The organism is Janthinobacterium tructae (assembly GCF_006517255.1).
In the GTDB taxonomy this organism is placed as follows: domain Bacteria; phylum Pseudomonadota; class Gammaproteobacteria; order Burkholderiales; family Burkholderiaceae_D; genus Janthinobacterium; species Janthinobacterium tructae.
Genome location: NZ_CP041185.1, coordinates 4,790,395 through 4,813,029 on the forward strand (window position 1 = coordinate 4,790,395; position 22,635 = coordinate 4,813,029).

15 protein-coding genes are annotated in these 22,635 nt (G+C 64.2%); 5 read left to right on the plus strand and 10 right to left on the minus strand.

The window, feature by feature from the left end:
- Positions 1-23: 23 nt before the first annotated feature.
- The gene (locus tag FJQ89_RS21060) at positions 24-4,448 is read right to left on the minus strand and encodes a translocation/assembly module TamB domain-containing protein (protein WP_141171578.1); all 4,425 of its coding nucleotides are present in this window, start codon (positions 4,446-4,448) and stop codon (positions 24-26) included.
- Positions 4,448-6,355, minus strand: a complete 1,908-nt coding sequence (locus FJQ89_RS21065) for an autotransporter assembly complex protein TamA (RefSeq protein ID WP_141171579.1) — start codon at positions 6,353-6,355, stop codon at positions 4,448-4,450. Before FJQ89_RS21065 ends, FJQ89_RS21060 begins: the two co-directional genes overlap by 1 nt.
- A 223-nt stretch (positions 6,356-6,578) precedes the next feature.
- Between FJQ89_RS21065 and queC the strand changes: the two genes are divergently transcribed.
- Both queC and FJQ89_RS21075 read left to right on the plus strand, forming a co-directional pair.
- Positions 6,579-7,304: a 7-cyano-7-deazaguanine synthase QueC gene (gene queC / locus FJQ89_RS21070; protein WP_141171580.1), complete on the plus strand. Its 726-nt coding sequence runs from the start codon at positions 6,579-6,581 to the stop codon at positions 7,302-7,304.
- Positions 7,305-7,387: 83 nt separating this feature from the next.
- On the plus strand, positions 7,388-8,293 hold the full coding sequence (locus FJQ89_RS21075) for a sterol desaturase family protein (RefSeq protein WP_141171581.1): 906 nt from the start codon (positions 7,388-7,390) through the stop codon (positions 8,291-8,293).
- Here the strand turns inward: FJQ89_RS21075 and FJQ89_RS21080 are convergent.
- Positions 8,277-8,960, minus strand: a complete 684-nt coding sequence (locus FJQ89_RS21080; protein ID WP_205704515.1) for a helix-turn-helix domain-containing protein — start codon at positions 8,958-8,960, stop codon at positions 8,277-8,279. The genes FJQ89_RS21075 and FJQ89_RS21080 overlap by 17 nt on opposite strands.
- 299 nt (positions 8,961-9,259) lie before the next feature.
- On the opposite strand from FJQ89_RS21080, the gene FJQ89_RS21085 reads away from it, so the two are divergent.
- Entirely contained in the window at positions 9,260-12,265 is a 3,006-nt protein-coding gene (locus FJQ89_RS21085) for a sensor domain-containing diguanylate cyclase (protein WP_243136164.1), read from the plus strand.
- On the opposite strand, the gene FJQ89_RS21090 is transcribed toward FJQ89_RS21085, so the two are convergent.
- Positions 12,266-12,640, minus strand: a complete 375-nt coding sequence (locus tag FJQ89_RS21090) for a hypothetical protein (RefSeq protein WP_141171582.1) — start codon at positions 12,638-12,640, stop codon at positions 12,266-12,268.
- Positions 12,641-12,850: 210 nt separating this feature from the next.
- Between FJQ89_RS21090 and FJQ89_RS21095 the strand changes: the two genes are divergently transcribed.
- The gene (locus FJQ89_RS21095; RefSeq protein ID WP_141171583.1) at positions 12,851-13,087 is read left to right on the plus strand and encodes a hypothetical protein; all 237 of its coding nucleotides are present in this window, start codon (positions 12,851-12,853) and stop codon (positions 13,085-13,087) included.
- An 85-nt stretch (positions 13,088-13,172) separates the two neighbouring features.
- Here FJQ89_RS21095 and FJQ89_RS21100 read toward each other — a convergent pair whose 3' ends face one another.
- Positions 13,173-13,811 (minus strand): Npun_F0296 family exosortase-dependent surface protein, encoded by a 639-nt coding sequence (locus FJQ89_RS21100; RefSeq protein WP_243136165.1) that lies wholly within the window; start codon positions 13,809-13,811, stop codon positions 13,173-13,175.
- A gap of 363 nt (positions 13,812-14,174) precedes the next feature.
- On the opposite strand from FJQ89_RS21100, the gene FJQ89_RS21105 reads away from it, so the two are divergent.
- A complete protein-coding gene (locus tag FJQ89_RS21105; RefSeq protein ID WP_099760825.1) occupies positions 14,175-14,684 on the plus strand; it encodes a hypothetical protein in 510 nt (169 codons plus the stop codon).
- 74 nt (positions 14,685-14,758) lie between these two features.
- On the opposite strand, the gene FJQ89_RS21110 is transcribed toward FJQ89_RS21105, so the two are convergent.
- From FJQ89_RS21110 to FJQ89_RS21130, 5 genes are all read right to left on the minus strand, one after another.
- Positions 14,759-17,941, minus strand: coding sequence for an efflux RND transporter permease subunit (locus FJQ89_RS21110; RefSeq protein WP_141171584.1), 3,183 nt, complete (start codon positions 17,939-17,941; stop codon positions 14,759-14,761).
- 25 nt (positions 17,942-17,966) lie between these two features.
- A complete protein-coding gene (locus FJQ89_RS21115) occupies positions 17,967-19,172 on the minus strand; it encodes an efflux RND transporter periplasmic adaptor subunit (RefSeq protein ID WP_141171585.1) in 1,206 nt (401 codons plus the stop codon).
- A gap of 13 nt (positions 19,173-19,185) precedes the next feature.
- Positions 19,186-20,424, minus strand: a complete 1,239-nt coding sequence (locus tag FJQ89_RS21120) for a TolC family protein (protein ID WP_141171586.1) — start codon at positions 20,422-20,424, stop codon at positions 19,186-19,188.
- A gap of 119 nt (positions 20,425-20,543) precedes the next feature.
- Positions 20,544-20,912 carry a cation efflux protein, CzcI family gene (gene czcI / locus FJQ89_RS21125; RefSeq protein ID WP_141171587.1) on the minus strand — a complete coding sequence of 123 codons (369 nt, stop codon included), beginning with the start codon at positions 20,910-20,912 and terminating at the stop codon, positions 20,544-20,546.
- 42 nt (positions 20,913-20,954) lie between these two features.
- A complete protein-coding gene (locus tag FJQ89_RS21130) occupies positions 20,955-22,502 on the minus strand; it encodes a C13 family peptidase (protein ID WP_141171588.1) in 1,548 nt (515 codons plus the stop codon).
- Positions 22,503-22,635 lie beyond the last annotated feature (133 nt).

Below are 22,635 nucleotides of genomic sequence, written 5' to 3' on the forward strand. Positions count from 1 at the left end.
CGACAACATTGTTGGCCGCCACTCTAATCAAATGCCCACGTGTACAACACGTCCAGCGCATTGTTCGTGCCGGTCTGGAATTGCAGGGTGATGCGGCGATTCAATTTGTAGCGCAGTTTCACCAGGCTCGTCGCCGTGCTGGTGCCCTGCTCGAACGTCAGGTAGGCGCGCGAGGACAGGCGCTTGCCGACCGTGACGACGGTGCTTTCCAGCCCTTGCGCCTGCGACAGGCCCACTTCATCGAGTCCCAGCGAATTGGCCAGCTTGCCTTGCAAGCCGCCGCCGGAGCCGCCGAAGAGGGCGCCTGCGGCCGTCGTCAGCAAGGCCATTTCATCACCGGCCGCCGTTTCCGCGCCGTGACCGAGGATCAGCCAGGCCAGCTTGTCGCTGTCCGAGACGCTCGGCGTGGAGACCAGCTTGGCCGTCGGCGCCTGCGCCGTGCCGCGCACTTCCACGCCCGCTTCCACATTCGTTTCCGACAAGGCTTCGCCCTCGGGACGCTTGCGCACGGCCAGGATATTCAGCGACGGGTTGTCGTAGGCGCCCGTGAAGGCGATCAAGCCCCGTTCGATCGACAGCTTCTGCCCGTAGGCCGCGTACTGGCCGTTGGTGACTTTGATGCTGCCCGTCACGCGCGGCGCGGCGCGGTTGATGACGCGGGCGCGCACATTGCCGGCCAGGTCGGCGTCGAGTCCCATGCCGCGCAGGTGGAAGGCATTGCCCAGGTCAAATTCCAGGTCGATATTCAGGGGCAGTGACGGCGCTTCCTTGCCGCCCTTGACTTCCTTGCCCAGCACCACCACGTCGCTGCTTTGCGTCGGGGTATCTTGCGGCGCCAGTTCGATCAGCGCGCGGTTGGCCTTGAACTTGCCCTCGAAGCTGAAGCGCTTGTCGTTGCGCAGCAGGGTGCTGTTGCCCGACAGGATCAAGGTACGGTCGGGGCGCGACAGCGCCTGCAGGCGGTCGGCCATCAGTTTCAGTTCCAGGCTCGCTTCGCCATTCGCAAAGCGTACCCAGCCATCTGCCTGCACCTTGCCATCGCCGCCGTCAAAGCTCAGGCGCTGCAATTGCAATTGATCGCCGGCCAGCTTGGCTTGCAGCACGCCATTGCGCAATTTCAAGCCCTGGTCGGCCCAGTTCACCAGCAGCTTGCTGCCGTTGATATCGCCATTCAATTGCGGCGCGCCGATGGTGCCGCTGCCGGACAAGGCCACTTTCAAGGCGCCGCCCAGCTCCAGGCCCGGCTGGCCCGTCAGCGGCGCCAGCCAGGCCAGTGTATCGATGCTGGTGGTGCCCGTCAGCGAAAGGGCGCTGTCATTGCCGATACGCCCGTTCAGCATTTGCACGGTGGCATTGATATCGCTCTGGCCCGCGCGCGCGCCATCGAGTTTCACGGCCAGGCGCAGTTGCTGGTTGGCCACATCGATGCGGGCATCGAAGGTGCGCAGTCCCAGCGCCAGCGGCTGTTCCACGCCCACCGTCACATCGCCTTTTTCGCGGTAGATGTGCAGCATGCCGGCCAAGGACGGGTCTTTCTGTTGCGCCGTCGGCACTTGCATGTCGAGCGACCATTGCGCGCCCAGGGTCAGGTCGCTGCGCGCATTGGCTTGCAGCGAGGGAATCACTTGCGCCAGATAGGTCAGCGCCACGCCGGCCGCCTGGCCGGAACTGCTCCAGCGTGTACCATTCTTGACCAGGCTTTGCATGGTGATGCTGCCTGCCGGCAATTTGATGACGGTGTTGCCCACGCTGATCTGTTCAGGCTGGCCCAGGCCCGCCACGCCGCTGCCGGCCGGTCCGGCCACTTTCACCGGCACGGGCGCTTGCAGCACCAGCGCATAGCGGCCCTTGTTTTGCAGGCTGTCGATGGTGCCCGTCCAGCCAGCACCGCTCTGGCTGCCCCTGATTTGCACGCTGGCGTCGAAAGCGTCGTTGCGCGCCGCCAGGTTCACCGTATGGCTGCCGCGCGTGCCGGAGGTACTCAGGCGGGCGCTGCCCAGCTTGAAGGTGGGCGTGCTGTAGCCGGTAATCTCCAGGCTGCTGACCATGGGGTCAAGCGCGCCCTGGCCGGCGCCCACGCTGGCGCTGCCCTTGATGGATTTCAATTGCTGGTCGCCAAAGAAGGTCAGGTCACGGCCATCGAGCGTCAGTTGCGCGGCGGGCGCGTCCATCTTGCCCGAGACGGAGCCGGCCGCCTGCAGCACGCCGGCAAAGCGCGGGCCCAGGGTCGACAATTGCGGCGCATCGAGTTTCCATGTGAGCTTGTCGGTGGCGCCGCCCAGCGCGCCCTTGGCCAGCAGGCTGTTCGGCCCCAGGCGCAGTTCCGCATCGACGCTGTCGATGCGTTTCGCGTTGGCCGACAGCTTGGCGTAACCGGCCAGCGGCGCGTTTTGCAGGGTCGATTCGCGCAAACCCAGGTTCAGGGCCACTTGCCAGTCGCTGGTCAGGCGGCCGCTGCCGTTGAAATCCGCATTCACGTTGCCGTTGGGTAATGTCGCACCGAAGGCGGCCGGGTTAATCTTTTGCAAGGAACCCGTCATTTTCAATTCCGCTTCCTGCTTCGGACCCGTCAAGCCCACGTCGCCGCTGGCGTGGATGGCGCTGTCGGGCGCAGGGCGCTTGCCGCTGGTCAGGCCCAGTCCCTTCGCATCGGCAACAAAGCTCGTGCGCGGCTGCTGCAAAGTTCCCTGCACCACGCCGCTGGCTTGCACGGCGCCCAGCAAGTCGCTTTTCAGGGCGGACAGTTGCCGCGCATCGACGTTCCAGTTGAGTTTTTCGCCGGTGCCGCCAAAGTTGCCCTTGGCCGTGAGATTATTCTTGCCCAGCGCCAGTTGCACGTCGATGCCGCTGAAATGCGCCGCATCGGCCGTCAGCTTGCCCTTGCCGGACAAAGGCTGGTCGAGCAGCTTGCTGGGGCGTACGGTGAAGTCCGCATTCGCCAGCCACTTGGGGGTCACGTGGCCATTGGCGCGCACGTCGAGGTTCAGGTCGGCCACGGGGAAGGCGCCGAAGTCGGCGGGATTGAGGCGGCTGGCGTTGGCCACGGCCTTGAATGGTTGCTCGTCCTTCAGGCTGATCTGGCCCGTCGCGTTGACGCTGCTTTTGCCTGCTTGCAAGGTCGCCTTGCGTAGTTGCACCAGCGAGTCGGCCAGGGTGGCTTCCACGTCCAGGCGCAGCTTGGCTTCACCGAGCTTGGCGCGCAGGGTCTGCGTCTTGCCGTCGCTGTCGAGCACGATGTCGCCGACGATCTTGGTGCTGTTGATGCTGCTGTAGATATGCTGCAAGTCGATCTTGTCGGTGTGCAAGGTCAGCTGCGCATTGCCGATGGGCGCATCAACGGCGTCGCGGTTGAGCTTGCCGCTACCCGTGAATTTGCCCGCGTTGCCGAAATCGATGATGGCCGACTCTAGCGTCGTGGCCGTCAGGGTGCCGCCCAGGCGCGCTTCGAACTGGCGCAGCGGCAGTTTTTGCTGGTCGATGGGGCCGGGCGTGGCGTGGTTGAGGATGGCCAGCTTGCCCGACACCGTTTGCTTGGCCGGCCGGGTGTCGATGGCGGCATCGAGTTCCAGGCTCAGGTCCGCCTGCGGTAAAGTCGCGTCGAATTTGCCCGGATTGATGTTGCGCCCGCGAATGCTGGCCGAGCGCAGGATGATGACAGGGTCGAACGGCGCCAGCGCCAGCTGGGCGTCGGCCGTGGCCGCGCCCGCGCTGCCCTTGGCCGTCACGTTCAGCACGTTCAAGTCGCCACCCAGCTGCAGGGCCAGGGCAGCGGGTTTTTCGCCGGCGGCGGCATTAAGCTGCGTCAAGCCCGCCTTGCCTGACAATTTGAACGGCTGCGTGGCGTCTATCGTCGCGCTGGCCGTGGCCTGGCCGAACGGCGTCAACGCCGAGGCGTCTTGCAGCTGCCATTGCGTCTTGTCGCCCGACAAGGTGAAATGGATTTTCTCAAATACCGTGTTGCCGCCCGCACTGACCAAGGTCACCTTGTCCAGGCGCGCGTCGCTGATGCCGATCTTGAACGGCGAGGCCAGGCTGGCTGGCATCGTCGATGGTTCCTCGGACGGCGCCGTGCTTTCCACGGACAGGCTGGCCACGTGGAGTTCGCTGATGGCAATACCTTCCGAGAAGAACTGGAACGGCGACCAGTTGATGTCGATGTTGTCGGCCGTGATGTGCTGTGTCTTGCTGCGGTAGCTGACGTGGCCCAGGTGCATGCGGTTGTACAGCGAGCCGGACACGCCCGACACTGCGATGTCGCCGCCGCTGGCGCTGGCCACTTTTTGCACCAGCATCTGCAAGGTCGATTCGCGGCCCAGGAACCAGAAGGCGCCACCCAGCAGCACGGCCAGGCTGGCGACGGCGATCAGTACGTAGCGCACCCAGCGGCGCGGTTTTTTTGCCGGCGGTGGCGGCGCGGCGTCGTGGGACTCGGTAGTAATATCGGACATCAGAAAGTGAATCCCAGAGAGAAGTGCAAACGGTATTTTTGAACGGCGTGGCCATACGCCACGTCGACATTGATGGGGCCGACGGGGCTCTTGTAGCGCCCGCCCAGGCCATAGCCCGATTTCGGCGTCATGGCCGCTTTGACCGTGTCGGCCGCGTTACCGGCGTCATAGAAGGCGGCAATCGCCCATTTCGGCTTGAACCAGTACTGGTATTCGGCGCTGCCGGTGAGCATGTAGCGCCCGCCGATGGTGGCGTCGCCTTCCTTCACGCCCAGTTCCTGGTAGCCATAGCCGCGCACCGACTGGTCGCCGCCCGCGCGGAACAGGTAGACGGCCGGCACGCCGCGTTTTTCCTTCGAACCGAGCGCGCCCATTTCGCCGCGCACGATCAGCTCGCCTTTTTCACCGAGCGGACGGTAATACACGGCCTTGCCGGCCACGCGCACGAAGCGCTCGTCCGTCAGCACGGGCAGCAGGGCGCCGCCCACCTGGGCATTGATGACATAGCCCCTGGTGGGAAACAGCAGACTGTCGAGGCTGCGCTTGGTGATGGCATAGGTCAGGGGCAAGCTCTTGCTGCGCGTCTGGTCCAGGCCCACGACGGTCTTGTCTTCGCTGAGGAACTCGAACGTCAGGCTGCGCTCGAGGTTGGTACCGCCCCAGTTGCGCTTGGCCGAGATGGTGGTGACGGCCGTGATTTCATTGGAAATGTCGCTGCGCTCGAACGAGGCGCCGGCGCTGTCGTTGTAGCCGCGCTCGGTCGTTGGAAAGTAAAAATTGGCGTGCGCCGCCTGTTTCTTCGTTTCCATGGTGATCGCGCTCTTGAAGCGCGTGCCCCACACGTTCAGGTTGTCATAGTTGAGCTGGGCGCGATTGCCCGTATTCGTACTGAAACCGAGACCGGCGCTGACGTTTTGCTGCTTGTTCTCCGTCACGCGCACGACCAGCGGCAGCAGCGGCGCGGGGCCGCGGTTGACGGGCTTGGCCCCGGCGCTGGCACCTTCGGCCTCGGCTTGCTGGCTTTCCTGGCCAGCCTCGATCTGCTCGCCCAGGATGCTGCTCATGTCGGCGCTCACTTCCACGCTGGCGAAGTAGCCCGTGTCCTGCAGGCGCGCCTGGAACGATTGCAGCGCCGATTCGCTGTAATAGTCGCCCGGGCGTATCTTGTCGAGGTTGCGGATGATGCTGGCATCGTAGCGCTTCAGGCCTTCGATGCGCAGCTCGCCAAAGCGCAGCTCGGGGCCGCTGTCGAGCACCACCAGCAAGGACACCTTGTGCGTTTCCGGATCGACCACGGCTTGCGTGTCGACCAGCTGGGCGCGCGGGTAGCGCGTCTGCACCACTTCGCGCAGCAGCGCGCGCTTGGCCGATTCCCAGTCGGCCTGGCGGAACACGCTGCCCGATTTCAGCGACCAGCTGCGCTTCAGGGCTTCCGTGTCGAAGGGTTCGGACGCGGCCAGCGGCGGCGTGGGGTCGAAGCCGCGCAATTCCAGCTCGACCTTGTCGATGGTCACCGGTTCGCCCGGGTCGACGTCGACGATGACGACGGGTTTGGCGCCCGTCGTATCGATGCGCACCGTGACGACGGGCGTGTAGTAGCCGGCCGTGGCGATGAGGTTTTTGGCTTGCTCAGGCGTATCGCGCACGAGGCGCTGCAATTGTTCGCGGTCCATGCGCGGGTTGCCGCGGAAGCGTTCCAGGTCCAGGTTTTTTTCCAGCAATTCATCGAGGTCGCCCGGCGCGTTGACCTTGACCTCGTACTGCAGCGGCGCCGGTGCCGCTTCCGTGGCGGGGCTGTCCGCAACGGCATCTTGCGTGCGTTCTTGCGCACCTTCCTGCGCGCGGGCTTCGGCGATCGGGCATATCAAGATGACACTGCCGGCGGCCGCCAATGTCAGTTGCCCCATTACTTTTGTCACTACTTGTGCCAAAATTCGTGGTCGTATCGCCTTGCCGGCAGCCGTATGCCGTATGGGTCGTGCAGAAAACATGGTGCTCCAGATGAGTAAATGCTGACTGCATGTTACCGGAATAGGTAAACTGATGGCGGACGAATAAGTATTTTTTGCGCTGGGAATCACGTTTCCCCGCGCACGATTGCAACAGAGTAAAACTGAAAAGAAAGAAATTATGCTAGCAACGGACTCCGCACTGGTGCTCTTTAGCGGTGGACAAGATTCCACCACCTGCCTGGCCTGGGCCTTGAAGCACTATAGCCGCGTGGAAACCATCGGCTTTGACTATGGACAGCGCCATGCGATCGAGCTGACCGTGCGTCCCGGCGTGCTCGAACAGATGCGCCAGCAATCGCCCGAGTGGGACAGCCGCCTGGGCCAGGATCACATGATCGACCTGTCCCTGATTGCCGCCATTTCCGATACGGCCATGACGCAGAACGTCGAGATCGTCATGCAGGAAAACGGCTTGCCGAACACCTTCGTGCCTGGACGCAATTTGCTGTTCATGACGGTGGCCGCCACCGTGGCGTATCGCCGCGGCTTGACGGTGCTGGTAGGCGGCATGTGCGAGACGGATTTTTCCGGCTACCCGGATTGCCGTGACGACACGATGAAGGCCCTGCAAGTGGCGCTGAACCTGGGCATGAATACGCGCCTGAAGCTGGAAACACCGCTGATGTGGCTGGACAAGGCGCAAAGCTGGGACCTGGCGCAAGACCTGGGCGGTCAGCCGCTGGTCGACCTGATCCGCAGCGGCACGCATACGTGCTACCTGGGTGAGCGGGGGCAATTGCACGACTGGGGCTATGGCTGCGGCACTTGCCCCGCCTGTGCCCTGCGCGCAAATGGCTACCAGCAGTACGCGGCGAGGAAGGCAGCGAAACCGGCCCTGAAGTAAAGTAAACAGGTTGCGCCGTTTCTTCAAGCGGCGCGGCGGGGGGACAAGCCATGCTGTGGTTTTTGCCACAGGAGCGTCTTGCCATGAAATCCCTCTTTGCCGCGCTGTACGGCCCCGTGTTCTGGGCCGGCTTCATCGGCGCCGCCGCCTGGTTAATTGCGGTTCGCCAACATTCCCTCTGGGTATTGCCGCCCTTGCTGCTGCTGGCTCTGCTCACCTCTTTTCTTGCTGAACGCTATCTGCCATACGATGGCGCGTGGAACCATGCGCACGGCGACGGCTGGCGCGACGTGCTGCACGCGCTCGTCAACGAGGCGCTGTACCTGCTGGGCCTGGCTGCTTTCCCCCTGCTGGCTGGCCATCTGGCGCTGGGGCCGTTCTGGCCAGTCCAGCTGCCATTCTGGCTGCAACTGCTGCTGGCCATCCTCATCGCCGACTGCGGCATTACCCTGGTGCATTACCTGAGCCACCGTTATTACTTTCTGTGGAAACTGCATGCCGTGCACCACAGCGTGCAGCGCCTGTACGGTTTGAATGGCTGGATGAAACACCCGCTGCATCTGTTGCTGGAAGCGGCGGGCGGCATGCTGCCCTTGCTGTTGCTGGGCATCCCGGAGCCGCTCATGGCCGTGCTGGCGTTTGCCGTGGCGATCCAGCTGTTGCTGCAACACGCGAATGTCGACATGCGCATGGGGCCGCTGCGCCGCGTGTTTGCCTGGGCGCCGCTGCACCGTTTCCACCACATGAAATACGGTACGGCCGGCGACGTGAATTTCGGTCTGTTTTTTACGTGCTGGGACCGCCTGCTGGGCACCTGCTTCGACGCGCCGGATTACCGCATGCGTGGCGAAGACCTGGGTATCGGCAGCCGGCCCGATTACCCGCTTGCGTATGGGGCGCAGTTGCTGGAACCGTTCCGCGCGGAAGAGGGCGTGCGCGCGCCCGCGCTGCCGGCCGGTTTGCGCCAGGGTCTCAGTCGAGAAGCGTGACCTGCAACTGGCGCAAGCTGCGGTCGGCGCGCACGCCGAACAGGCTGCGCATGGTGCGCGAAAAATGCGCCGCATCGGCAAAACCGGCGCCGTGGGCCGCATCCGTCAATGTACCGCCGAGCAATATGAAACGGATGGCCAGGCGCAAGCGGCGCCACAGCACCAGGCGCCGTACGGGCAGTCCCAGCTGGGCGCTGAACAGCCGTTCCAGCTGGCTCAGCGACAAATGCGCCGCTTCGGCCACGGCGGCCGCGCTGACCTTGCCCGACAGCAGCGCATCGACCTGGTCCAGCGCGCGCTGCACGCGCGCGTCGGCCAGGATTTCCCTCGGTTGTGCCTGCAGCGCGGCGGCCAGGCTGTCGAGCTTGGGCGCGCCTGCGCTGTTGGCGGCCGCCAGCAAGGCCGCGCCGCTCAGACGCTGCGGTTCCGCATAGATTGTCAGCATGAAAGCCGGCACGGCCACGATGGAGTGCGGGCGCAGGCTTTCGATCAGCAAGTGTCGCGCCGTGTGGACGATGCCGTCGAGCTCTGCCGTGAAGGGCGCCCCGGTGCTCAGCATCAGCTGGTGCGCATAATGGGCGTGGCTGTCCGTGGCGCCCGCTGCGCCATGCAAGATGGCAAAGTCGGACGCCAGCCATAGTGTTCCCTGCCAACTATCGTGCTGCAAACGCGGCTCCCAAGTGATGGATTGCGGGGCGATCATACCAGCGGGAGGAGATGGTTTTCGTGGCATCGAATTTTCCTGGAGTACACATCATTGCATGCACGAAATATGTGGTCTTTTTAATACAATATTCAGCATTGCAAGGGCGCCCGCTGTAACGTACTATCATTCTCATCGACTACCGATGGTCGTCGTGCAACCCGCTGCCAGCCATGTTGCTGGCAGTGTCGCGGTTTGATGTCCGTTCTGCTTGTCTGCCTGTCATGCCTACACGCACGTCTACGTCTTGGTTTGCTCGATCAGTGTCGCACTGGGTGGGGCCGCGCGTGCTGGCTGCGCTGGTGCTGGCGCTGTGCCTGGGGCTGACGTATGGTGCCTGGCGCAATGCCCACGACGCCAACGAACAGCAGGTACAGGCCGATTTTGCCTTCCGCGTGCGCGAACTGGTGGGCAACATTGTCGTGCGCATGCAGACCTACATCCAGGTGCTGCACGGCGTGCAGGGAATGTATGCCAGTTCGCAAGACGTCACGCGCAGCGAATTCCATGCCTACCTGTCGGTGCAGCAGGTGGACCGGCATTTTCCCGGCATCCACGGCATCGGCTACCTGCCGTTGTTGCCCGGTGCCGGGCTGGCGCGGCATGAAGCGAGCGTGCGCGCGGAGGGCTATCCCGGCTATGCCGTGCGTCCGCCGGGCCAGCGCGCCTGGCATGCGCCCATCACTTATCTGGAACCTTTAAGCGAAAGCAACTTGCTGGCGTTCGGCTATGACATCTGGTCGGAACCCGTGCGCCGCGCCGCGCTCGAACAGGCGCGCGACACGGGGCAAGCGGCCATGACGGGCAAGATCCAGCTGGTGCAAGATGGCGGCAGCGCCCAGGCGCATGGTTTCCTGGTCGTGCTGCCCGTGTATGACAATGGCTTGCCGCGTGCCAGCGTGGCGCAGCGCCGCGCCGCCTTGCGCGCCTGGGTGTTTGCGCCGTTTCGCATGGTCGACCTGATGGCGGGCGTGGGCGGCGAGGGGGCGCGCCAGCTGGACCTGGAAATCTATGATGGGGTGCAACAGACTGAGGCGGCCCTGATGTATGACAGCTTGCCGGACATGCTGGCGGCGGCCGGGTCGGACAGCCTGGTGTCGCAGCAGGCGGTCAGCATCGCCGGCCATACCTGGACCTTGCGCGTGCGCGCCATGCCGGGTTTCGATGGCGAGCTGCTGGCGCGGCCCCGCCTGGTGGCCTGGACCGGTATATTGGCCAGCATCGTGCTGGCGCTGGCGGCCTGGCTGCTGGCGGCGGGCCGCACCCGCGCCCAGGCGGCGCTGGCGCGTTCGAGCCAGTTGACGGACCAGCTGGAGCAGGGCCAGGCCAGTGTGCTGGCGATGGCCGAGGCGGCGCAGCGCAGCCAGGCCATGCTGCGCAGCATCCTCGATTCGACCATCGACGGCATTTTGGTCGACAACGTCAACGGCCGCATCTTCACCTCGAACCGGCGCTTCCGCGACCTGTGGCAAGTGCCCGACGCGCTCGACTGGCAGGCGGACGGCACGGCACTGGTACGCCATGTGGAAAGCCAGTTGGAGCAGGCGGCGCCTTTCCTGGGAGCACGCGCCCACGCGCCACATGGCCACCGCGAGCGGCGCGACGTGCTGCACCTGCGCGATGGACGGGTGGTCGAGCAATACGTGCGCAGCATGCAGCTGGGCAATGAACAGGCACGCTTGTGGACCTTCCGCGATATCAGCGAGCGCAGCCAGATGGAACGGCGCGAGCACACGCGGCGGCAAGTGCTGGAAATGCTGGCCACGGGCGCGCCGCTGGAGCGGGTGCTGGAAAGCGTGGTGCTGAGCGTGCAAGCCGACCATCCCGCCATGCTGTGCAGCATCTTGTTGCTCGATGAAAATCGCCACCGCCTGGTGCTGGGCGCGGCGCCCAGCTTGCCCGCGTTTTTCAACGTGGCCAGCCATGGCCATGACCTCGATACCCTGCAGGGCGTGCATGGCATCGCCGCGCAAGCGCTGCGCGACGGCCAGCGCGTGATCGTGGGCGACCTGCATGCCGTTGCCGATGTGCAAGAGACGATGGAACTGGCGTGGCGGGCCCAGCTGCAATCGTGCTGGGCCGAGCCCGTGCGTGGCGGCTCGGGCAAGTTGCTCGGTGTGCTGATGGCGTATCACCGCCAGCCTACCTTGCCGGGCGCGGCGCATCTGGCGCGGCTGAGCGAGGCGGCGCACCTGGCCGGCATGGCCATCGAACAGGCGCAGGTGGCGCTGGCTCTGCGCGCCGGCGAAGCGCGTTTTCGCAGCCTGTATGACCATGCGCCCGTGGCCCTGTGGGAACAGGACTGGTCGGCCGTGCGCGCCGCGCTCGATGCGCTCGAACAAGCGGGCGTGCGCGACCTGGGTGCCCACTTCCAGGCCAATCCGGACGCGCTGCAGCGGCTGGCGGGGCTGGTGCGCATCATCGATGCGAACGGCGCCGCGCTGGCGCAGGTGCGTGCCAACGAGAGCGACCAGCGGCGCGGCGCGCTGGGCCTGGCGCAGAATTTCGATGCCAGCGCCTTGCCCCGTTTCGGCGATGCGCTGCTGGCGCTGGCCAGCGGTGCCCACCTGTACGAGTGCGAGAGCAGCTTCGTGCGTCTCGATGGCGCGGCGCGGCAAAATGAGCTGAGCTTGCTGGTGATGCCCGGCCATACCGACAGCCTGGACTTCGTCATGGTGTCCTCGCTCGATATCACCGAGCGCAAGCGCATGAACGCGGAATTGCTGCAACTGGCGACCACCGATTTTTTGACGGGCTTGCCGAACCGGCGCCACTTCATGGCGGCACTGGAAAACGAGCATGCACGGCTGCAGCGTGAACTGGCCAGCTGCGCCAGCGTGTTGATGCTCGATATCGATCACTTCAAGCGCGTCAACGACGAGTATGGCCACGCCGTGGGTGATACCGTGCTGCGCCACCTGGGCGCGCTGATGTGCCAGGCGCTGCGCAAGGTCGACGTGCCAGGCCGCGTGGGTGGCGAAGAATTCGCCATCTTGCTACCGGGCACCGACCTGGCGGCGGCAGCCGTGTTTGCCGAACGCTTGCGCCGGCGCGTGGCGGAAAGTTCGCTGACCACCGATGGCGGCATCCTGATCACCATCACGGTGAGCATCGGCATGGCCGCCATGGCCGGCACGGATGCCGATTGCGACGCCGTGCTGGCGCGCGCCGACGAGGCGCTGTACCGGGCCAAGCGGGGCGGGCGCAACCGCATTGAACAGAATGATGGCGGCAGCGACGGCGTGCTCAGCAAGTTCATGGCGCAGTGATTACAGGCTGTGCTGGTGCGCTTGTGCCTGCTTGTGCTTGCGGCTGACGATCAGCCAGACGATGGCGACGGGAATCAACAGGGGCAGCAGCACGGGCGTGCTCAGCGCCAGCACCAGTACCACGCAGAGTGCCAGCACGGCGATCAGCACCACGCCCACTCCCGCCAGCACCACGCCCGTGACGACGGCGGCGCACACCAGCGCAATGGCAGCGACCAGCAAACCGCCACCGGCAAACACCAGGCCGAACAGCCATTCCAGCGGACCGTCGACATCGTCGCCGTGGAATTGCATGTGCATGTCGCTGCCGCCGACCTTGTCGAGGAACAGGCAGGCCAGCATGACGATGAGGACGAAGGTGAGTAATTTTTTCATGATAAGCCTCAGTGTGTGGGGATGGGGTGTTGCATGATCACACTGTAGGGGCACGCCGGGCTGGCCGCCAGCGGCGTGCGACAGGCCGTCATTTTCACGGTATGGGAGGTCTGTACGGGCAGTAAACACTGATCTGTAACAAGATTTCTTTTCTTGTAATATGCGTAAGCCGTCCTATACTGAACACCTCAGTCTCGCAAGGAGGGCAACATGCTTTTGTTTGCAGATACCGGGGATCAATCGCTATCCCTTTCCCACCATCGAAGCACGCGCCAGCGTAGCGCCCCGCAGTCCTGCGCCGAACCCGTCGGCGCGCCATCGGCGATACCGCCGATCATCATCAATCCCTTTAATTACCATGCGCCACTGCCAGCCATCGACCCGCGCTGGGTGCCGCCCGGTCCGCCGCTGACCTGGCCTAACCGGCCTGCCATGTCCATGTGCTGAAGCGCATGTCTGCGTCGTCGCGGTCCATGTGATGGCTGCCGTAAAAAAAGCCCGCGTCGCGGGCTTTGGCTTGTGCATTGCCGTGTTATGAAGCTTTACGGCGCAGCATGAAGCCCAACAGGCCGAGGCCGGCCAGCAGCATCGCATAGGTTTCCGGTTCGGGAACGGCCGCGATGTAGGCGTGGTTGTCGCTTTCAAACGCGTTCGTGTTCGGCGATTGGAAGGCGATCGAGGTGAATTTCGCTCCTTCGCCAGCCCAGGCGTTGATATACAGGCCGACGGATTGGTTGCCGTTGGGGCTGACGCCACCCAAGGCAGCCATTTGCGAACCGGTCAGCATGACTGTGCTGCTGTCGCCCATGGTGAAGACGATGCTGTTATAGGTGTCGGGCGATCCCATGTAGAAACCAAAATAGCTGAGCCCGCCACTGAAGGTGGCCACGCCTGGCGTGATCTGGCCATCCGAGACGCCAACGGAATAGAAGGCCGTCAAATCATTCGGTGGTTGCGCGGCATAGCTGGGGTGGTTGCTGGTAAACACGGCACCCGTGTAGTTGCTTGGTAGTAAGCCATCGTTGAAGTCGATCGTCGTGGCACCTGCGACCGAGGTGACCAGGCCTTCACCTGCCAGTGCCGTGCCACCGGCAGTGAAGGTGGGGGCGGCGCTGGCGGTCCCGGCGGCGACAGTCAACATGGCCAAGGCCAGTGTAGTCAGGAGTTTCATGTTGAGTCCCTCTATTATGTTTATATAAGTGTATGCAGCGGTCGTGACCGAAAGAAGTACCTGGCGTGGCGATGCGTGCGGCGTGCGGGGGCGAGGGGCGTCGCATGGATGAAAATTTCTTGTGGCCAAGCATTACTAAATGCAATATTTGAAATATAAAAAACACAATTCAAATTGCAAATTAATAATAGGTTTACTTGAGTAATATCAAAGCCCGATCGCTAGAATAAAACTACTAGATTGATAGCTTGTCTTATTGTCGAGATCGACTATGGCGGGCCGCGCCTTACCTTACGGCAAGGCGGCACGGGTGGACGTTTTCGACTATCATGCTAGCCCCGACCTTCCATCACGAGCACCGCCATGAGTACCGATTTCCCCGACTTTTCCGACGAAGCAGCCGAGCAGGACAATGACGCCCCGATCCAGGAGCCGCGCCTGTGGGTAGGCAATGGCTGGACGGCGAGGGTGATCAAGAACGAGGAAGATGAAGGCTGGGCCGTAGCCATGATCAAGGATGGCGAGCCGGAGCCGGCGCTGGTGGGGCCGTGGACCATGGGCCGCGACAAGAAAAACCCGAAGCCGCTCGACGTCAACGCGTTTAATACGCTGGTCAAGACGGCCTCGGAAGTGCTGCGCCGCCACGAGCAGCAGCTGCATGCGCAATTGCACAAGAACCTGTTCGTCGCTACCGACGAGGGCCAAATCAAGGTGATGTTCGACATCGTGCCCGACGAAGAGCACCCGTACGCGGAATTGAGCGCCTATGACGCGGACGGCGAACAGATCGCCAAGGTGCGCACTTCGGCCGCCTTCAAGTTCAATGCTACCGCAGCGGCGAACTGGATCGAGGGCGGCTACCGCCGCCCATGACAGGCGTCGGTCGGATTAACGGGGCAAAGCCCCGCGTAATCCGATCTATTGTTGGCGCCAGTGGTGGTATCGGATTACGCTCCTTCGGACCTAATCCGACCTACCCCCTCTTCTTTCTCTTCCTCCTCCTCTTGCCGGCGGTACGCCAGCCGGTACAGCAATGGCAGCACCAGCAGGGTCAAGGCCGTCGACGACAGGATGCCACCGATCACCACGGTGGCCAGCGGACGCTGTACCTCCGCGCCCGTGCCCGTGGCAATGGCCATCGGCACGAAGCCCAGCGAGGCCACCAGCGCTGTCATCAGCACGGGCCGCAGGCGCGTGATGGCGCCTACACGTATCGCCTCCTGCAAGGGCATGCCCTGTTCGCGCAGCTGGCGGATGTAGGCGATCATCACCAGGCCATTGAGCACGGCCACACCGGACAGGGCGATGAAGCCGACAGCGGCCGAGATCGACATGGGAATGTCGCGCAGCCACAGGGCGACGATGCCGCCCGTCAGGGCGAACGGGATGCCGCTGAACACCAGCAAGCCATCCTTCACGTTGCCGAACATGGCGAACAGCAGCACGAAGACGAGCGCCAGCGCCACGGGCACCACCAGCTCCAGGCGTTTCGTGGCCGATTGCAATTGCTCGAACTGGCCGCCCCAGCTGGTCCAGTAGCCGGCAGGAATGGCCACCTGCGCCTGCAACTGCTGCGTGGCTTCCGCAACAAACGAGCCGATATCGCGCCCGCGCACGTTGGCGCTGACGACGATGCGGCGCTTGCCGTCTTCGCGGCTGATCTGGTTCGGCCCCGGCGCCACTTGCAGGCTGGCCACTTCACCGAGCGGGATGAAGCGCGCGCGGCCTTCCGCCGCCGCGCCCAGTGGCAGGGCGATGGGCAGGCGTTTCAACTGCTCCAGGTCGCTGCGCAGGCTGTCGGGCAGGCGCACGACGATGTCGAAGCGGCGGTCGCCCTGGAACAGGGTGCCCGCCTCTTGCCCGCCGATGGCCGTGGCAATCGCCGCTTGCACGTCGGCAATGTTGAGGCCGTAGCGCGCCGTCTGCTCGCGGTCGATCTGCACCGTCAGCATGGGCAGCCCCGTCGTCTGCTCGACTTTCACTTCCGTAGCGCCCGGTATCTTGCCCAGCACGCCCGCGATCTTCGCCGCCGTGCTGTCGAGGACAAGCATGTCGTCGCCGAACAGTTTCACGGCCACATCGCTGCGCACGCCGGAAATCAGTTCATTGAAGCGCAGCTGGATCGGTTGCGAAAACTCGTAGTTGTTGCCCGGCAAACTGGTGGCCGTCGCTTCGATTTCCGCCAGCAATTGCTCGCGCGATTTTGTCGGCTGCGGCCACTGATCGCGGGGCTTGAGCATGATGTAGCCGTCGGAAATGTTCGGCGGCATCGGGTCCGACGCGATCTCGGCCGTTCCCGTGCGGGCGAAGACGCGCGCGATTTCCTTGTGGTTTGCCATCAGCTTGCTTTCCAGTTGCTGCTGCATGGCCAGCGATTGCGTGAGGCTGGTACCGGGGATGCGCAGGGCCTGGATGGCGATGTCGCCCTCGTTCAGGCTGGGCACGAATTCGCTGCCCATGCGCGTGGCCAGCAAGCCCGACAGCACGACGGCCACCGCCGCGCCCGTCAGCACGACGGGGGTATTGCGCATCACCTTGCCCAGCAGCGGCGCATACCAGCGCTTGGCGGCGCGCATGATGGCGTTTTCCTTCTCCGCTACCTTGTCGCCGATAAACAGCGCCACGGCGGCGGGAATGAAAGTAATCGACAGCAGCATGGCGCCCAGCAAGGCGATCACGACCGTCAGGGCCATCGGTGTAAACATGCGGCCTTCGACGCCCGTCAGCGCGAAGATGGGCAGGTACACGACCATGATGATCAGCTGGCCGTACAGCAGCGGCCGGCGCGCTTCTTGCGATGCCGCAAACACTTCATGAAAACGTTCCTGCAAGGTCAGGGGCCGCCCGAGTTTTTGCTGCGCATGGGCCAGGCGGCGCACGCAGTTTTCCACGATCACCACGGCGCCATCGATGATGATGCCGAAATCGAGCGCGCCCAGGCTCATCAGGTTGGCGCTCACATGGTATTGCACCATCCCCGTAAACGTGAACAGCATGGCCAGCGGAATCACCATGGCCGTGATGACGGCCGCGCGGATATTGCCGAGGAACAGGAACAGGATGGCGATCACCAGTACGGCGCCTTCGAGCAGGTTTTTCTTCACCGTATTGATGGCCTTGTCGACCAGCACCGTGCGGTCATACACGGTGACGGCGTGCACGCCTTTGGGCAGGCTGCGGTTGATCTCGATCATCTTTTTGTCGACTGCTTGCGACACGGCGCGGCTGTTCTGCCCGATCAGCATGAAGACCGTGCCGAGCACCACTTCGCGGCCGTTTTCCGTGGCCGCGCCCGTGCGCAGCTCGCGCCCCAGCACCACGTCGGCCACGTCGCGGATGCGTATCGCCACGCCCTGCACATTGGCGACGACGATGTTGGCGAGGTCGTCTTTCGATGCCACCTGGCCCGGCGCGCGTATCAGCAGTTGCTCGCCCTGCCGTTCGATATAGCCGGCGCCCACGTTGCTGTTGTTGCGTTCGAGCGCCGTCACCACATCTTGCAGGCTGATGCCGTAGGCGGCCAGTTTTTCCGGATACGGCGCCACCTGGTATTGCTTGGCGTAACCGCCGATGGCATTGATTTCCGTCACGCCCGTGACATTGCGCAACTGCGGCTTGATGATCCAGTCCTGGATTTCGCGCAAGTCAGTCGGCGTGTACGGCGTGCCGTCCGGTTTCTTCGCGCCCTCCTGCGTTTCCACCGTCCACAGGTAGATTTCGCCGAGGCCCGTGGAGACGGGCCCCATCTTCGGCGTGATGCCGGCCGGCAAGCTTTCCTTGGCTTCCTGCAAGCGTTCGTTGATCATCTGGCGGGCAAAATAAATGTCCGTGCCATCCTTGAAGATCACCGTCACTTGCGACAGGCCATAGCGCGACAGCGAGCGCGTCTGCTCCAGGTTGGGCAAGCCGGCCATGGCCGTCTCGATGGGGAAGGTGACGCGCTGCTCGGTTTCCAGCGGCGAGTAGCCGGCGGACTGTGTATTGATTTGCACCTGCACATTGGTGATGTCGGGCACGGCGTCGATGGGCAGCTTCTGGTAGTTGTAGATGCCCAGGCCGGCCATGGCGGCCACGGCCAGCATCACCAGCCAGCGCTGCTCGATGGCGAAGCGGATCAAGCGTTCAAACATGATGGTTTCCTTTCGTTTGACGTGATCAATGTTCGTGGCCGGCGGCATCTTTGCCCAGCTCGGATTTCAGGACAAAACTGCCTTGCGCCGCGTACGGCGTGCCGGCGGCCAGTCCCTGTTTGATGTGCGTCAAGGTGCCATCGCTGCGCCCCAGCACCACGGGCGTGGCCTGGTAGCCATCTTTCACCTGCACGAAGACGACGGGCTTGTCTTCCACCGTCTGGATGGCCGTGCTCTGCACGGTGACGGGCGCGTCCGCTTCACCGGACACCACTTCCACCGTGACGAACAAGCCCGGACGCCACGCCATGTCGGGATTCTGCAAGCTGATGCGAGCTTTCGCCGTGCGTGTCTGCTCGCCCAGCAGCGCGCCCACATAGGTGATCGTGCCTTGCGCGCTGGCGTCAAAAGCGCTGGCTTTGACTTCCGCCTTGCCTCCCATGCGCACGGTGGCCAGATCTTTCGCCGGCACGGCGATTTCCGCCCACACGGTCGACAGGTCGGAAATGACGAAGATGTTTGCGTCTTCCTTGACCGCTTCGCCCAGGGTGATATGTTTTTCCAGCACCATGCCGTCGAACGGCGCGCGGATCTCGTAGCGGTTCAGCGGACCCTTGGCAGCGCCACTGGCGCCCAGCGCGCTGAGCTTTTGCTGCGCATTTTGCACGGCGATTTCCGCCTCGCGCCACGCCTGCTGCGCCTGCAGGTAATCCTGTTCGGCCGAAATTTTTTCGCGCCACAGTTTTTCTTCGCGCTCATATGTGGAACGGGCCAGCGACAAACGCCGCTGCGCCGACAGCAGTGCGCTGCGCTGTTCCGACAGCTCCGTGCTGGCGATGACGGCCAGTACTTGTCCCTTTTTGACCAGCTGGCCCAGGTCCGCTTGCACGGCTTCCACCACGCCGGCCAGACGCGGCACGACGTGGGCCGTGCGGTCTTCATTGAAACGAATTTCGCCGGGCAGGGCCACCGTCGTCTTGATGCGGCCGGGCGCGGTCGTGGCGATGACGATGCCGGCCGCGCGGCTTTGCGCCGCCGTCAGTTCCAGCCGGCCTTCCACTTCTTCGTGGCCGTGTTCGTCTTTCTTTTCAGCATGGGCTTCCGCCTGGACGGCAGGCGCTGGCGGGGCGCTGGACTTGCCCGTGCCGAGGATGAGGATGGCCAGTACGATGCCGGCGGCCGCGATGGAGACTATGGCGATCGCCTGTTTTTTGTTGAGTGTGATGTTCATTATCGGGTCTTCCTTACAGGGGAGCGGGGGCGCCAAGCAGGCGCTCGATCTCGGCGGCGGCGTGCTGCGCTTCGGTCAGCGCGCGCAGGTATTGGTTTTTGGCTTGCAGCAAGGTGCGCTGGGCATCGAGCACGTCGAGGAAGGCGAACTTGCCGAACTCAAAGCCCTTGCTGGCCGCATCGTAGGCGCTCTGGGCGCCAGGCAAGATGTCCTGGCGCAAGCTTTCCACGTCGAGCCGGGCTGTGGCCAGCCGTTCGGTGGCGGCGGCCACGGCCGTTTGCACGGCGATGCGGGCGGCGGCCAGCTCGTCGCTGGCCTTGTCGCTGCGGCGCAAGGCATCGAGTTTGTTGCCCGCGTTGCGGTCGAACAAAGGCAGCGGCAAGGCCAGGCCGATGATGGCCTGGTTGCGGCCCAGCTCTTCCGAGCGCTTCATGCCGATGCTGACAGTGATGTCGGGCGTGGCGCGTCGCTGTTCCACGTCCAGCATGGCTTGCCGCTGGGCCAGCGCGCTGTGCGCCTGGCGCACGGCCGGGGCTTGCCCCAGGCGCGCCGCCAGTTCGCTGCTTGGTGGCAGCTCGGGCAAGGTTTCCAGGCGACCTTCCGCCAGGCTGAAGCGTGGCGTGGCATTGCCCCACAGGGCGGCCAGGCGCTTGCGCGCGCTGGCCAGGGTGCTGCGGGCCAGGTTCAGCTCCAGCCGCACGCTCGCTTCGGCGACACGGGCGCGGGTTTCCTCGACAGGGGAAGCCTTGCCGGCTGCCACCCGGCGCGCCGTGATGTCGCTGGCGCGCGCCGCCAAGGCTTGCGCGCTGTCGGCCAGGCGCAAGCCTTCCTGCGCCGCCAGCACGTCGACAAAGGCGGTGGTCACTAGCGCGCGCGTGTCGGCTTGCTGCAGGGAAAGGCCGGCTTGCGCCAGGTCTTCGCCGCGCTGGGCGACGGCGGCGCGCGCCCCGCGCTTGCCGCCCAGCTCTATGAGCTGATTGAGCTGCACGGTGGTGCTGCGCGTGGCGCGCCGCGTGTCTTCCAGCACCGTTTGCAGTTCCGGGTTGGGCAGGGCGCGCGCCTGTTGCAGGGCGCCCCCTTGCGCCGCCAGTTCATGGCGGGCGGCCGACAGGGTGGCGTTGCCGCCTTCGGCCAGCAGCAGTGCGGCGGGCAGGGTCAGGGGGGCGGCGGGTTCCACGCTGGATTGCGCGTGGGTAAAGTTACCGGCCAGCAGGCCGGAGCAGAGACATAACAGATAGATGGAACGGTGCATCGAATTCTCCAAAAGCATGGAAAAGAATTCGACGGGACGCGCAGGCTTGCGCCTGACTTATTGCGCCTGACTTAATCAGGCGCGCATATGGCGATAAGTGATTGAAGCGTCCCGTCGGCCTAGGTGGCCGATGACCAGTCAGGGCGCTTGGGAACGTCCGGGATATGGGAAGCGTAAAAGAAGGGGGAAGTGTCTGCGTTGACGGACGCCATGTCGCCGATGGGCAGGCTGGAGCCGGCAGGCAGCCACGCATGGCCGATGCCATGGCAGACGTTGCAATCGCTGTGCGGCTGGCCTTTGGATTGCTTGTCAGCCACCTTTTTATCGGCCACGGGTTTCTTGTCCGCATCCGCCTTGTGCTGGTGGCTGTGGTGGCCCAGGTGCTGCGCCGCCTTGCCTTCCTCGTGCAGGCAATACGCGCTCGCCGCGGCCCAGGACATCTGGAGCGGAAGCACGAACAGCAGCAAAATGAGGAAGAATTTTTTCATGTGTGTGCTTATTGTACAGAAAGGCGGGCGGCCGTGCCCGGCTTAGTGCGGCTGGGCGCGCCACGCCTTCAGCTGCGCGGCGATGGCCTTGCCCTGGAATAGCTGTGGCTCGGAATGCTCTTCCGCTTCCATGCCGCCCTCGCGGAAGTCGGCCGCCTCGCGCGCCTGCACCAGCACCTTGGCCTGGTCAAAGGCTTCGGCAAAGCCGGCGCTTTTCGGCAAGGCTTCCTTGAAATACGCTTCGCTGAAATACGTAAAATCGTTCTGGTCGTCGCAGCCGAACGAGGTGCGGTCGCTGCGCGCGGCCGTGATGATGAGGGTGTTGTCATCTTTTAATGGTGCTATGAAGCCGCCCGCATAGCAGGCCGAGATCACGATGACTTTCCAGCGGATGCCGCTGTGCTTGAGCATGGATGCCAGCTCTTGCGCGGGCAGGCTGTGCAAATCCATGCCGTTTTGCGCCAGCGCCAGTGCGTGCTCGGGCGAACCGTGGCTGGTGAGGAACAGGAACAGGATGTCGTTGGCCTTGTCCATCTTCGCGCCCAAGGCGTCGAGGCTGGCGGCGATGCTGGTGCGCGTGGCCATCGGCTGCTGCGCCACCGTGTTGCGGCTGTTGACCAGCATCAGGGAACGCCCCACGGTGCCGTAATCGCGGTCGAACTGGCGCTGCACGAAGGCCGTTTCGCGGTGAAATACTTCCTGCGCGCCATCGCCGGCCACGCCCAGCAGGTACAGATTGATTTTTTTCGCCGCATCGCGCGGCGCGATGCGCGCCAGGGCGCCGTCGAGCAGGCTGCGCTGGTTATACAGGGCCAGTTCGATATTGTCGCGCGTGAGCTTGTCCAAGGCCGGGTCGTCCAGCTGGCCTTCCGTCCAGTTGCCGCTGTCTTCGCGCCGGCCGTCGGCCTGCGCCACGGCGTAGCGCAGCACGCCCTTGCCGTCGAACTGGCCATTCTTGAAGCCGCCCCGGTATTCGTCGCCGTCGGCCGTGCGCAGCACGCCTTCGCCGTCGAATTTCCAGTCTTTCAGCTCGCCTTCGTAGTGGATGCCGTCGCTGGTGCTGACTTTCGCCTTGCCCTGCAGCTGGCCCTGGACGAAGTCGCCTTCGAAGACGGTGCCGTCCGTGTCGGTCAGCTTGCCGGCGCCGTGCGGGCGCCAGTGTTTGAAGTGGCCTTCGAAGGTGGCGCCGTCGGCGCCCTGGAAGCGGCCTTGTCCCTCGAAGCTGCCCTTGACGAAGCTGCCCGCATAGATCTCGCCCTTGGGCGAGGTGTAGCGGCCGATGCCGTCGAAGGCGCCCTGGCGGAAGGCGCCCGTGTACTCGACGCCGGACGCCTGGCGCAGCGTGCCCTGGCCGGAAAACACGCCGCGCGCGAAGCCCCCTTCATAAAACGCGCCGCTCGCGTACTCGAGCCGGCCCTGGCCATGCATCTTGCCCGCGACGAGGGGGCCGAAATAGCGTCCGCCATCGGCCGTCTCCGCCGCCGGCACCTTGGCGGGCGCGGCGCACAGCGGCGGCATGCCCAGCGCGGCAAAGACCAGCAGGCCGGCGAGGGTATAGGGGCGAAGCGAGGCGCGTAGCGTGGCGGTCATGAGGACGGTCTGGTCTGTAGGAAGGGGCCTAGTCTGCCACTGTATCGCCAAGGTGGCAAATGCCGGCGTGGCGTGTGTTGCGCTGCCTCAAGGCAAGATTGTGCGTTTTATGCCGTGCCAAGGCTGGGCTGAA